The following is a 13,128-nucleotide window of genomic DNA, read 5'->3' on the forward strand; positions in this document are numbered from 1 at the left end:
CACATGGACTCCCTGAAGCTGTTCCAGATGGCCCTGGCCCAAGGCATCAGCATCGCTCCCGGGCCGATATTTTCCCCGACCCAGCGCTTTCGTAACTGCATCCGCCTCAACTACGGTAGCCCGTGGAATGATACGTCGGAACAGGCCATGGAGACCCTGGGCCGGATTATTCGCTCGTTCTGACAGCGCTCGCGTCAAGCACCCCGCGACGCTATCGACCGCCACCCAGATCAATAAACGTCCCCGTGGCGTAACTGGCTTTTGCCGACAGCAGCCAGATGATCGCCTCGGCCACTTCCTCCGCGCAGCCACCGCGCCCCATGGGAATGCCAGGTTCAAGTTTGCTGACCCGATGTGGATCGCCGCTCAAGGCATGGAAGTCAGTAAAAATATAGCCCGGTCGCACCGCGTTGACCCGAATCCCCTCACCCGCCACTTCCCGCGCCAGGCCTAGGGTGAATGTGTCCAGCGCGCCTTTGGAGGCGGCATAGTCGACGTATTCTCCCGAGGCCCCGAGGCGGGCTGCGACCGAAGAGACGTTGACGATGCTGCCACCTTTGCCGCCATGACGTGGCGACATACGCAGCAAGGCGTGCTTGGCGCACAGCATCGGTCCGACCACGTTGGTTTTCATCATTCGGAGCATGCGGAACTCGGACATTTCTTCAACCCGGGAGGCCTCCGCAACGGTGCCCGCATTGTTGACCAGTGCCGTCACAGGCCCCAACTCGGCGTCGATCCGGGCGAACAAACCGATAATTTCGTCTTCATCGCTGACATCTGCCTGCACCGCCATCACCTGCGCCCCGAGCTTGCGAATGTGTGCGCACACCCGCTCGGCCGCTTGATGGTCGGAGAGATAATTGATGCAAATACGATACCCCTGCTCTGCGGCAAGCAAAGCAGTTGCAGCCCCGATGCCACGAGAGCTGCCGGTGATGAGAAGAACTTTTTCCATGGGTGAGCTTCCGATCAATCGCTAATGGTGGTCAGCCTAGCGCAGGCTTGGGATGAGAGAAAGCCATGATCCGACACTGATCACGCTTCATCAAGCACACGCTTAGCCCCCTCTTTGCGCTTCGCCTGACTGATATGTGCCATAAAGCGTTCCGCCGGCAACGGATGACCTAAAAGAAACCCCTGTAGGGAGTTGCAGCCGAGTTCGGTCAGAAAGCTTTGCTGCTTATCGGTTTCGACGCCCTCGGCGACGATGCGTAATCCAAGTGCCTGGCCCAGGGCGACTATCGCCGAAACGATCGCCGCGTCGTCGCTGTCGTGCTCCAGATCGCGAACAAAGCCCCGGTCGATCTTCAATTCGTTAGCGGGCAGGCGCTTGAGGTACATCAGGCTGGAATAGCCAGTACCGAAGTCGTCGATGGACAGGTCCACACCCATCTCCGACAGTTGTTGCAGCACGGTCATGCTGACGTCGGCGTCACTCATGGCGGTGGTTTCGGTGATTTCCAGGGTCAGGCTGTTCGCCGGCAGACGGTGTAACGCCAAGGCCTTGGCGATGCTGGTGACCAAATCGTTATGGCAGAACTGCAACGCCGAGAGGTTCACCGCAATCCGCCAGTGGGTATAGCCCTGATCATGCCAGACGCGCATTTGCCGACAGGCCTCGTTGAGCACCCATTCGCCAATCGGAATAATCAACCCGGTCTTTTCTGCAAGCCCAATGAACGTGTCTGGCAGCAGCAACCCCAGCTGCGGATGATGCCAGCGCAGCAAGGCCTCCGCGCCTAATGGCAGGCCACTATTGGCATCAAATTTTGGCTGGTAATACAAGCAAAACTGTTCTTGTTTGAGCGCCCGACGCAAGTCCTGCAACAGCTGCAACTGGTTGCGTGCATTGGTGTTCATTGACGCATCGAAAAAACAGTAACCGTTTTTCCCCGAACCTTTGGCGTGGTACATCGCGGCGTCGGCGTTCATCAGCAGTTCATGCTGGGTCTGGCCATTGCCGGGGTAAAGGGCTATGCCGATACTCGCGGAGATTTGCAAGCCATGATCGGCGACCATGAAGGGCTGGGCGATCAAGGCCACCTGGCGGGCGGCGATGCTTGAGGCGTCTTCTGTCTCGCTCAGTTCGACCAGCAGGATAAACTCATCCCCACCGATACGCGCCAGGGTGTTTTTGCCGTGCAGATCTTCCCGCAGGCGCAGCGCGACCTGGCGCAACAGCAAGTCGCCCATATGGTGACCAAACGCATCGTTGACGGGTTTGAATCCATCCAGGTCCATAAACATCAATGCAAAACAGCCGCCATGCTCGTCGACCTTGCCCATGGCTTGTTCAATACGGTCCGCCAGCAACACGCGATTGGGCAGGCCGGTCAGCGTGTCGTGCAGAGCCAGCTGGGTCAATTCTCGATTGGCCACGCTCAGCGAGTTGGACAGCTCGGCAGTGCGATCCTCCATGCGTGCATCAAGGATCGACGTCAGCAAGGCAATGGTCAGGACTGCAAGGCTGGTGACCAGCACGAGCTTGTCCAGGCCATCAACCCGCAGCCCACTGCCGACAGCACCACAAAAACTGCCATCGGCAAAACCTGCCGCCGCCATACCGGTGTAATGCATACCGACAATGGCCATGCCCATGAATACTGCGGCCCCGCCTCTAGCCAAACGCACGTAGGGGGTTTGCCGACGCAGTCGAAAGGCAATCCACAACGCTGCCGCTGAAGCACTGACCGCGATCAGCAGGGAGCCCACAAACAACGTTGGGTCGTAATCAATGCCTGGCTGCATCCGCAACGCCGCCATGCCGCAATAGTGCATGGCGCTGATTCCAGCGCCTATGACCAGCGCGCCGAAGCTCAGTTGCAGGGCTGGCAGTTGCGGTTGGCTGATCAACCACAGGGCAAAACCACAGGACAAAATGGCAATAGCCAGCGACAGCAAGGTGATCGACAGGTCATAGCCGAGTTCGACTGGCAGATGGAACGCAAGCATCCCGATGAAATGCATCGACCAGACGCCAATGCCCATCGCCAGCGCACCGCCGCCCATCCATAGATAAGCCGTGCGGCCCGTGGCCGTGACAATGCGACCGGCCAGGTCCAGCGCCGTATAAGACGCCAGGATTGCCACGAAAATAGAGATCAGAACCAGCGAGGGTGTGTAACTGCCAATAAGCATGAGCGTTCTCGTGACCGTGGCAGATGATGAGCATTCATGCCGCTGAAAGGCCGAGGATTGTACTCAACTTGTACAAAAAATCGCAGCTGGTTTAATTATTTTTTCGCGCCCACTACAGCCCGAATGCTGTGTAGGAACGGGCGCGCCTGCAATGGCGCCATTTCTGGCGCACTGCGCCATCAATCACTCTTGAATATTCAATCCGCTCTCGGCATTCCAGCCGCCACCCAACGCCGCAATCAGTTGCACGCTGGCGATCAGCCTGCTTTGCAACAGCGTCAGCACGCTTCGTTCGTTACTCAGCGCAGTGGTTTGCACGTTGACCACATCCAGGTAAGCAATAAGGCCGGCCTTATATTGGTTGTTGGTCAAGCGCAAGGACTCACGCGCCGACATCAAGGCCTCGGTGCGCACGCCAGCCTCGTCTTCGTAGACCTTGAGCTGCACCAGATAATTTTCCACTTCTTGAAAACCGTTCAACACGGTTTGACGGTATTGGGCCACCGTCTGGTCATAAACCGCTTCAGTCCGATCGACTTCCGCCGAGCGCTGGCCGCCATCGAACAGGGTCATCGCCAGCTGCGGTCCGACAGACCAGAAACGGTTCGGCAAACTGATCCAGTTAGTGAACGTGGAGCTGCTATAACCGCCACTCATGCTCAACGTCAGGTCCGGGTAGTACGCAGCTTTGGCGACGCCGATATTGGCGTTGGCCGCCATCACTGAGCGTTCGGCCGCAGCGATGTCCGGGCGGCGTTCGAGCAGCTGCGAAGGCAACTCCAGCGGGATCTGCGGCAACGCGGGAATGGCCGTCGTGGCCGCCAGATTGAAGTCTGCCGGGGCCTGGCCCATCAGCACAGCGATTGCATTCTCGAACTGAGCACGCTGCCAGATCAAATCGATCAAATCAGCCTGGGTGGTTTTTAGCTGGGTCTGCGCCTGCGCCACCGCATCTTTGCCGGAGATACCGGCACGGTACTGGTTCTGCGTCATGGTCAGCGAGCGCTGGTAAGCGTCGACCGTCGATTCGAGAAGGCGTTTTTGTTCGTCGATCACCCGCAGTTGCAGGTAGTTCTGCACCAATTCCGACTGCAAACTCAACTGCATCGACGCCAGATCGGCAAGGCTCGCCTGAGCGCTGGCCTTGTCGGCCTCCAGACCACGACGCAGTTTACCCCAGACATCAGCCTCCCAACTGACACCCAACTGAGTGCTGTAGGTGTCGCGGATACCACTGCTGGAACTGGTCAGGCTCGAACTGCTGCTCCCGGTGCCCTGACTGGAGCGATTTTTACTCGCACTGAGATCCAGCGTCGGAAAGAACGCACCGCGAGCACTGCGCACCAGAGCCTTGGCCTGCCGGTACTGCGCTTCAAACTGAGCGACGGTCTGGTTTGAGCTGTTGAGTTTCTCCACGAGACCGTTGAGTTGTGCATCGCCATACAACTCCCACCAAGCGCCCCGGGCCAGCGCATCGCTCGGCGCAGCCTGACGCCAGCCTTCGGCCTGTTTGAATTGCGCGGGCGTGGTCATTTCCGGCTTTTTATAGTCAGGGCCGACCGCACAGGCGCTCAGGAACACGGCACAAAGCCCCAGACCGAGCCAACGCACAGGCCGCTGTAAAACGGGTTTGATTTGCAGGCGGTCGGTCATAGCGGAGTTTCCAAAGCAGCATCGGTGCGCACGCCACGCCATTGGTTGACGCGACGGCGCAGACGGTCGAGATAGAGGTAAACCACAGGGGTGGTGTACAGGGTCAGGATCTGGCTGAAAATAAGGCCGCCGATAATCGTCAGCCCCAGCGGGTGACGCATCTCTGCCCCTTCGGCACTGCTCAGCAGCAAGGGCAAGGCGCCAAGAATAGCGGCCAGCGTCGTCATCAATATTGGCCGTAGACGTTGCAGGCACGCGCTGCGGATTGACTCCAGTGGCGTCATCCCGGACTCACGTTCCAATTGCAGAGCAAGGTCGATCATCAGAATGGCGTTTTTCTTCACTACCCCGATCAACAGGAACAGACCCAGCAACGAGATCAGGCTGAATTGGCCACCCAGCAGATAGATCGACAGTAACGCCCCGACCCCTGCCGACGGCAAGGTCGACAGAATGGTCAGCGGGTGAATGTAGCTTTCATAGAGGATCCCAAGCACCAGATACACCACCACCAGCGCACCCAGAATCATCCACGGCTGGCTTTTCTGGGCGGCGGCGAAGGTGTCGGCTGTCCCCGCCATTTTGGCGATGACATCGGTGGGCAAGCCCACTTTGGCCACGGCGTGCTCAATGGCAGTAGAGGCTTGTTCAAGCGTCACGCCCTCCGCCAGGTCGAAGGAGATGTCTTCGGAAGCGAACTGACCGTCATGGGTCACCCGGTCATTTTCCAGGCTGCGTTCGTAATGGGTGAAACTCGACAACGGAATGCGCTCGCCTGCGGCCGTGATCACCTGAACCTGCTCGAGTGTGACCGGGTCCTGAGCGTATTTAGGGTTGACCTCCATCACCACCTGATACTGGTTGAGGCTGTCATAGATGGTGGAAACCTGACGCTGACTGTAAGCGTTATTCAGCACTGCCGTGACCATGTTCATGTCAACGCCCAGTCGTTTGGCGGTATCACGGTCCACTTGCAGGGTGACTTGTTGCGCGCCGCGACCTTCACGCCCGTCGATAGCGGTCAGTTCCGGCAATGACTTGAGCGCCGCCAGCACTTTCGGGTACCAGAGACGCAGGCTGGTCAAATCGCCGCTTTGCAGGATGTATTGGTATTGAGAGGTGGTCTGCTCGCGTCCGCCGCCGAATTGCAGGTCTTGGTCGGCCATCAGAAACAAACGGCCACCGGGAACTTGCGGCATGTTCTTGCGCAAACGCTCAATGACTTTATCGGCGGCAATATTGCGTTCCTTGATGGGCTTGAGCCGCACAATCATCGTGGCATTGTTGGAGCCACCGTTGCCGCCGATAAAACCGGCCACGCTCTCGACGGCGGGATCAGCCAACACAGCCTTGCGATAAATGTCCATCTTGGGCTGCATCACTGAAAACGAAAGGCCGTTGTCGCCTCGGATGAAGCCGATCAGTTGACCGGTGTCCTGTTGCGGCATGAACGTTTTGGGCACCACCACATACAGCGCGATGTTGACGCCAATGGTCAGCAGCAGGCTCAACAGGGTCAACCTTCGATGACGCAACACCCAGCCAAGGCTACGGTCGTAGCCCGCGACCATCCGCTCGTTGAGGCGACGACTCCAGCGTTGCAAAGGATTTTCCCGATCCGGATCATGGGGTTTGAGCCAGCGGGCGCACAACATCGGAGTCAGGGTTAGGGACACCACGAGCGAGACGACAATCGATGCCGCCAACGTGATGGAAAACTCGCGGAACAGGCTGGCGATGATACCGCCCATAAACAGGATCGACAGGAAGACCGCCACCAGCGATACGTTCATCGACAGCAAGGTAAAGCCCACTTCCTTGGCGCCCAGGTACGCGGCCTGCATAGGCGGCACGCCTTTGTCGATGTGCCGGGATATGTTCTCCAGCACTACGATGGCATCGTCCACCACCAGGCCGGTGGCGAGAATCAACGCCATCAGCGACAAGTTGTTCAGGGAAAAACCGGACAGGTACATGACGGCGAAAGTACCCACCAGCGACACCGGGACCGCCAGCGTCGGGATCAACGAAGCGCGGAAGTTGCCGAGGAAAAAGAACACCACCAGGATCACCAGGGTCACGGCGATTAACAGAGTCATTTCTGCTTCGTGCAAGGTCGCCTTGATCACGGGCGAGCGGTCCATGGCCAGGTCCAGATTGACGCTGGCCGGTAGCACTGCCTGCAAAGCCGGTAACTGCGCCTTGATCTGCGCGACGGTCTCGATGATGTTGGCACCGGCCTGACGGTTGATTACCAACAACACGGCCTGCTTGTCGTTGAAGAAACCGGCGTTGTAGCGGTCCTCTACCGCGTCACTGACTTTCGCCACGTGACTCAGGCGCAGGGCCGCACCGTCCTGGTAACGGATGATCAGCGGTTCGTAATCCTTGGCTTTTTCCAGCTGGTCGTTCGCCTGCACCTGCCAGTTGTGCTCGGCATCCTCCACCGACCCTTTAGGTTTGCGCACGTTGGCGTTGGCAATCGTAGTGCGGACTTCATCCAGCGACACACCGTACTGATTGAGCAACTGCGGCTCGAGCTCGACCCGTACGGCGGGCAGCGAGCTGCCGCCGATCTGCACTTCGCCGACGCCGTTCACCTGAGACAGGCTTTGCGAGAGGATCGTCGACGCCAGGTCGTACAGCTGGCCCTTTTCCAGCACGTCGGAGGTCAGCGACAGGACCATGATCGGTGCCTGGGCCGGGTTGACCTTTTTGTAGGTGGGCATGCTGCGCATACCGCTGGGCAGCAAATTGCGCGAGGCATTGATCGCCGCCTGCACTTCCCGCGCTGCGCCGTTGATGTCTCGATCCAGATCGAACTGCAGAATCACCCGGGTCGAACCCTGGCTCGAACGGCTGCTCATGGTGCTGATCCCGGCAATCGTGCCCAGGGAGCGTTCCAGAGGCGTCGCCACGGTGGAGGCCATGACCTCGGGGCTGGCGCCCGGCAAGCTGGCCGAGACCACAATCACCGGGAAGTCCATGTTCGGCAGGGGCGATACCGGCAGCAGACCGAAGCTGACACCGCCGAGCAAGATGATCGCCAGGCTCAGGAGCATGGTGGCCACCGGCCGACGGATGAAGGGCCCTGACAGGTTCATACGTCAGCCTGCTCCAGGCTCGCGGGCGCATTCGGTGTGTGCCCCCATCGCCTAGCCAGACGGTCGAAATACAGATAGATCACTGGCGTGGTAAACAGCGTCAGTACCTGACTGAGCATGAGACCGCCGACCATCACCAAGCCCAGCGGCTGACGCAATTCAGCGCCGGAACCGCTGGCGAGCATTAACGGCACGGCACCGAAGAGTGCGGCCATCGTAGTCATCAGGATCGGCCGAAAGCGCAGCAGCGCGGCTTCGTAAATCGCCGTTTCCGGATCGACGCCTCGATTGCGCTCCGCGTCCAGCGCGAAGTCGATCATCATGATCGCGTTCTTCTTGACGATACCGATCAACAAAATGATGCCGATGATCGCGATCATCCCCAGGTCATTGCCGCTGATCAGCAACGCCAGCAGCGCGCCGACCGCAGCGGACGGCAATGTCGAGAGAATGGTGATGGGGTGAATATAGCTCTCGTACAGCACGCCGAGCACGATATACATCGTCACCACCGCGGCCAGAATCAGCAGCAAGGTGCTCGACAATGACGCCTCGAATGCCTGTGCTGCACCCTGGAATTGAGTCTGCACGCTGATCGGCATGCCAATGTCTTTCTGCACCTGATTGATCACTTCCACCGCGTTGCCCAGTGCCACGCCCGGTGCCAGGTTGAACGACATCATGACCGACGGGAACTGACCAATGTGGGCAATCGCCAACTGCGCCTGGCGCTGTTCGACCCGTGCCAGGCTCGACAGTTTGACCTGAGTACCGGCAGTGGTCTTGACGTGAATCTGATCCAGAGCCTGCGGCCCGAGATCGCTGCCGGAAACCGCCTGCAACACCACACGGTATTGGCTGGCCTGGGTGTAAATGGTGGAAATCTGGCGCTGACCGAAGGCGTCGTAGAGCGCATCGGTGATGTTCGCCACGCTCACACCGAGGCGGCTGGCAGCGTCACGGTCGATCAACAAATAGACCTGCAAACCCTTGTCTTGCAAATCGCTGGCGACATCGGTCAATTCTGCTCGTTTACTCAAGGCCTGAGACAGCTTGCCGCTCCACTCGGCCAACAGATCGGAGTCCGGCGACGACAGACTGAATTGATACTGGGTACGGCTGACCCGATCTTCGATTGTCAGGTCCTGCACCGGCTGCATGAACAAACGGATGCCCGACAGCGTGTCGAGCTGCGGTTGCAAGCGTTGAATGATTTGCGTGGCGCTCAGGTCGCGTTCGCTGTGAGGCTTGAGGTTGATCAGCAGGCGTCCGCTGTTGAGTGTCGCGTTATCACCGTCCACTCCGATATAGGAAGACAGGCTCGCCACCGCCGGATCTTGCAGGATGATTTTCGCCAACGACTGTTGCCGCTCGCTCATGGCGGCGAAGGACACCGATTGCGGCGCTTCGGAAATGCCCTGAATCACTCCGGTGTCCTGCACCGGGAAAAAGCCTTTAGGCACGATCATGTACAGGAACACCGTCAGGCCCAAGGTGGCAATGGCCACCAGCAAGGTCAGCGGTTGATGCTTGAGCACCCAACGCAACTTGCGGCCGTACGCGGCAATCATCCAATCGATCCAGGCCCCGCTGGCGCGATAAAAACGGCCCTGTTCCTCTGCCTTGGGCTCACGCTTGAGCAACCTGGCGCACATCATCGGCGTGAGGGTCAGGGACACCACGAGGGAAATCAGAATCGCCACCGCCAGGGTGATCGCGAACTCACGGAACAGCCGACCGACCACATCAGCCATGAACAACAATGGAATCAACACGGCAATCAGCGAAATCGTCAGTGAGATCAGGGTAAAACCGATCTGCCGCGCGCCTTTGAGCGCGGCTTGCAGTGGCGTGTCGCCCTCCTCCAGGTGTCGCGAGATGTTCTCCAGCATCACGATGGCGTCATCCACCACAAAGCCAGCGGCGATGGTCATCGCCATCAACGTCAGGTTGTTGACCGAGAACCCGGCCAGGTACATCACCCCAAATGTGCCGACCAGCGACAGCGGTACGGCAATCGACGGAATGATCGTGGCACTGACCCGACGCAAGAACAGAAACGTGACCAGGACTACCAACGCGATGGCAATCAACAACTCGTGCTGCACGTCAGTGACCGACGCACGAATGGTTTGCGTGCGGTCAGTCAGCACGGTGACATCAAGCCCGGCGGGCAGGTTATCAGTGATGCTGGGCAGCAGCGCCTTGATCCGGTCGACCACCTCGATGACGTTTGCACCGGGCTGGCGCTGAATATTGAGCAGTACGGCCTGATTTTCGTTGGCCCAGGCTGCCAGCCGCTCATTCTCCGCACCGTCGACGACCTGAGCCACGTCTTTCAGACGCAAAGGCGCGCCATTTTTGTAGGCGAGAATGAGTTCCGCGTATTCCTCCGGCGACTTCAACTGGTCGTTGGCATCGAGCATCGATACCCGCGTCGGGCCATCGAAGTTACCCTTGGGCTGGTTAACGTTGGACGCACCGATCAGCGTGCGCACATCCGCGAGGTTCAGGCCATTGGCGGCCAACGCCTCAGGGTTGACCTTGATCCGTACCGCCTGACGCTGTCCGCCAGCAATACTGACCATGCCCACACCGCTGATCTGGGCGATTTTCTGCGCCATGCGCGTATCGACCAGGTCGTTAAGCTTGGGCAGCAACATGGTTTTGGAGGTGATTGCCAGGGTCAGTACCGGGGTGTCGGCCGGGTTGACCTTGTTGTACACCGGCGGTGCTGGCAGATCCGTGGGTAAAAGGTTGGTCGCACCGTTGATCGCGGCCTGCACTTCCTGCTCGGCGACGTCCATATTGAGGTCGAGACTGAAACGCAGGGTGATCACCGAGGCACCACCGGAACTGGTCGAGGCCATTTGAGTGAGCCCTGGCATCTGCCCGAACTGCCTCTCCAAAGGCGCGGTCACTGCGCTGGTCATCACTTGCGGACTGGCGCCGGGGTAAAGCGTCAGCACGCGAATAGTCGGGTAATCCACCTGAGGCAAGGCCGAGACCGGCAACAAGGTATAAGCAATCAGGCCGGCCAGAACGATGGCCAGCATGCTCAGGGTGGTCGCTACCGGACGCAGGATGAACAGCCGGGAGATGTTCATACGCGGCTTTTTTCCGCCTTATTGGCTACAGCCGATTCATCGGTACCCTTTGAAGGTTGACCCTGCAACTTTTGCACCGGCGTGGCGGGGACGTCCTTGCTATCGTTGACCACTTCCACCTCACTGCCATCGCGCAAGCGATCGGTACCCTCAAGCACGACGCGCTCGCCTTCGGCCAGGCCGCTGGTGATAACGGTGGCGTTTTCGTCGCTCGCTCCAGTCTGCAACTGGCGGATCTTGACCTTCTTGTCGCCGTCCATCACGTAGGCGAATGTCCCGTTGGTACCGAACTGGATCGCAGCAGAAGGCACCAGCACTGCGTGTTTAAGGGTGTCGGCACGCAGGCGCAGGTTAACGAACTGATTGGGAAACAGCACTTCGTCCTGGTTATCGAAACGGGCCTTGAACTTCAATGTGCCCGTGGTGATGTCGATCTGGTTATCCAGGCTGTACAGCACGCCGGTGGCTTGCAGTTTCACGTCGCCCCGGTCCCAGGCTTCCGCCGGCAGCTTGTCGCCACTGCGAAAACGCGCAATGACCACTGACAAGTCTTTCTCGGGCAGGGTGAAATTGACGGTGATCGGCTTGGTCTGGGTGATGACCACCAGCGCTGTCGTGTCATTGGCCGCCACCAGATTACCGACATCCAGTTGGCGCAGCCCGGTTCGCCCGGCGATAGGCGCACGAATCTTGGTGAACTCCAGATTTAGTTTAGCGTCGCCCACCGCTGCCTGATTGCTCTTTATCGTGCCTTGATACTGACCCACCAGCGACGCAGCGGTGTCCAGTGTTTGCTTGGCAATACTGTCTTCGGCATACAGGCCGCGATAACGCTCCAGATCAATCTGCGCGTTCTTGAGCAACGCCTGATTGGTCAGCAACGTACCTTCGGCCTGCTCCAGCGCAATCTGGTAACTGCGTGGGTCGATCTCGGCCAGCAGGTCACCCGCCTTGACCATCTGCCCTTCCTGGAAGTTGAGTTTGACCAACTGCCCCGCTACCTGGCTGCGAACATTGATCGTGTTCATCGCTGTCACAGTGCCCAGCGCTTTGTAGTAAATCGGGAAGTCACCCACGGTGGCAGGTGCCACACGTACAGGAACCGGCCCGGTTGCACCGCCAAAACCCGGACGAGGCGTACCGCTCGTGGACTTTGGATGGGTGGCTGCCGCGCTTTTGTGTGTGGCTGAAGATGGCCACCACCACCAGCACAGGCCGATGATAATCAACAGGACTGCCAGGCTGATCAGCCAGCGACGGGAACTACGGGGGCCAGACGATTGCATGAATAAATCAACCATTGTGCGCGTGAGCTTCTACGGGAGGCTGAACAATAAGCACAGTTGGGGCCCAAGCAAAGCGCCTTTACCGGCAATTTACTTAGCGCTTACTTTCGATAAGACCCTGAAGCACAAATAAAAACGGCCCGGACGAGGCCAGGCCGTTAATGTTTTACAAAGCGTTACTTTAGAACAGCCAGAACAGCGTCGTAATTCGGTTCGTGACCGATTTCAGAGACCAGCTCGCTGTGCAGTACTTTGTCGTGTTCGTCGAGCACAACCACGGCACGCGCAGTCAGACCTACCAGCGGGCCTTCAGCGATTGCCACACCGTAGTTTTCAAGGAACTCGCGGCCACGCATCGTGGACAGGTTCTGGACGTTTTCCAGGCCTTCGGCACCGCAGAAACGGGATTGGGCGAACGGCAAGTCGGCGGAAATGCACAGCACGACGGTGTTGCTCAGGTCATTGGCCTGGGCGTTGAACTTGCGCACGGAGGTGGCGCAGGTCGGGGTGTCGATGCTTGGAAAAATGTTCAGCACTTTGCGTTTTCCGGCAAAGTTGGCCAGGGTAACGTCAGCCAGGTTACCCGCCACCAGCGTAAATGCAGGTGCGGAGCTACCAACCTTTGGCAGTTCGCCGTTGACTTGAATAGGGTTGCCTTTCTGGGGCACTTGAGCCATGAGCTGAGTCCTTTTTAAAGGGTTTTTGGAAGAGCCGGAAGTTAAACACGAAAGTGCGTAGGGACCTATGGGCCTGACTGGATTTTGTCTAACCGATTGTTCCGGGCGCACAACTCCACCAACCAGTCGACGAACACCCGCACCCGCCGCGACATCTGCC

8 protein-coding genes and 1 pseudogene are annotated in these 13,128 nt (G+C 58.7%); 1 reads left to right on the forward strand and 8 read right to left on the reverse strand.

Annotation, left to right across the window (positions count from 1 at the left end; translation table 11 throughout):
* Positions 1 to 183, forward strand: a pseudogene (locus K0F75_RS25550) (PLP-dependent aminotransferase family protein); the annotation flags it as partial.
* Positions 184 to 211: 28 nt separating this feature from the next.
* Here the strand turns inward: K0F75_RS25550 and K0F75_RS02420 are convergent.
* From K0F75_RS02420 to K0F75_RS26135, 8 genes are all read right to left on the reverse strand, one after another.
* Positions 212 to 958 carry an SDR family oxidoreductase gene (locus K0F75_RS02420; protein ID WP_219060158.1) on the reverse strand — a complete coding sequence of 249 codons (747 nt, stop codon included), beginning with the start codon at positions 956 to 958 and terminating at the stop codon, positions 212 to 214.
* Positions 959 to 1,038: 80 nt separating this feature from the next.
* Positions 1,039 to 3,141: a bifunctional diguanylate cyclase/phosphodiesterase gene (locus K0F75_RS02425; RefSeq protein WP_219060159.1), complete on the reverse strand. Its 2,103-nt coding sequence runs from the start codon at positions 3,139 to 3,141 to the stop codon at positions 1,039 to 1,041.
* A 183-nt stretch (positions 3,142 to 3,324) separates the two neighbouring features.
* Positions 3,325 to 4,794: an efflux transporter outer membrane subunit gene (locus K0F75_RS02430; RefSeq protein WP_219060160.1), complete on the reverse strand. Its 1,470-nt coding sequence runs from the start codon at positions 4,792 to 4,794 to the stop codon at positions 3,325 to 3,327.
* Positions 4,791 to 7,898 carry an efflux RND transporter permease subunit gene (locus tag K0F75_RS02435; protein WP_219060161.1) on the reverse strand — a complete coding sequence of 1,036 codons (3,108 nt, stop codon included), beginning with the start codon at positions 7,896 to 7,898 and terminating at the stop codon, positions 4,791 to 4,793. The genes K0F75_RS02430 and K0F75_RS02435 overlap by 4 nt, the downstream gene beginning before the upstream one ends.
* Positions 7,895 to 11,005, reverse strand: a complete 3,111-nt coding sequence (locus K0F75_RS02440) for an MdtB/MuxB family multidrug efflux RND transporter permease subunit (RefSeq protein ID WP_219060162.1) — start codon at positions 11,003 to 11,005, stop codon at positions 7,895 to 7,897. The genes K0F75_RS02435 and K0F75_RS02440 overlap by 4 nt, the downstream gene beginning before the upstream one ends.
* Positions 11,002 to 12,306 (reverse strand): MdtA/MuxA family multidrug efflux RND transporter periplasmic adaptor subunit, encoded by a 1,305-nt coding sequence (locus K0F75_RS02445; protein ID WP_219060163.1) that lies wholly within the window; start codon positions 12,304 to 12,306, stop codon positions 11,002 to 11,004. Before K0F75_RS02445 ends, K0F75_RS02440 begins: the two co-directional genes overlap by 4 nt.
* Before the next feature lie 161 nt (positions 12,307 to 12,467).
* On the reverse strand, positions 12,468 to 12,968 hold the full coding sequence (tpx, locus tag K0F75_RS02450; RefSeq protein ID WP_219060164.1) for a thiol peroxidase: 501 nt from the start codon (positions 12,966 to 12,968) through the stop codon (positions 12,468 to 12,470).
* A 65-nt stretch (positions 12,969 to 13,033) separates the two neighbouring features.
* On the reverse strand, positions 13,034 to 13,128 hold a 95-nt coding region (locus K0F75_RS26135), incomplete at its 5' end, for a hypothetical protein (RefSeq protein WP_374028591.1).

Source organism: Pseudomonas sp. UMAB-08 (assembly GCF_900095225.1).
Lineage (GTDB): Bacteria > Pseudomonadota > Gammaproteobacteria > Pseudomonadales > Pseudomonadaceae > Aquipseudomonas.

Bases quoted from the DNA above. Each gene is read 5' to 3' on its own strand.
- K0F75_RS02420 (WP_219060158.1), bottom strand. From the start codon at position 958: ATGGAAAAAGTTCTTCTCATCACCGGCAGCTCTCGTGGCATCGGGGCT.
- K0F75_RS02425 (WP_219060159.1), bottom strand. From the start codon at position 3,141: ATGCTTATTGGCAGTTACACACCCTCGCTGGTTCTGATCTCTATTTTC.
- K0F75_RS02430 (WP_219060160.1), bottom strand. From the start codon at position 4,794: ATGACCGACCGCCTGCAAATCAAACCCGTTTTACAGCGGCCTGTGCGT.
- K0F75_RS02435 (WP_219060161.1), bottom strand. From the start codon at position 7,898: ATGAACCTGTCAGGGCCCTTCATCCGTCGGCCGGTGGCCACCATGCTC.
- K0F75_RS02440 (WP_219060162.1), bottom strand. From the start codon at position 11,005: ATGAACATCTCCCGGCTGTTCATCCTGCGTCCGGTAGCGACCACCCTG.
- K0F75_RS02445 (WP_219060163.1), bottom strand. From the start codon at position 12,306: ATGGTTGATTTATTCATGCAATCGTCTGGCCCCCGTAGTTCCCGTCGC.
- tpx (WP_219060164.1), bottom strand. From the start codon at position 12,968: ATGGCTCAAGTGCCCCAGAAAGGCAACCCTATTCAAGTCAACGGCGAA.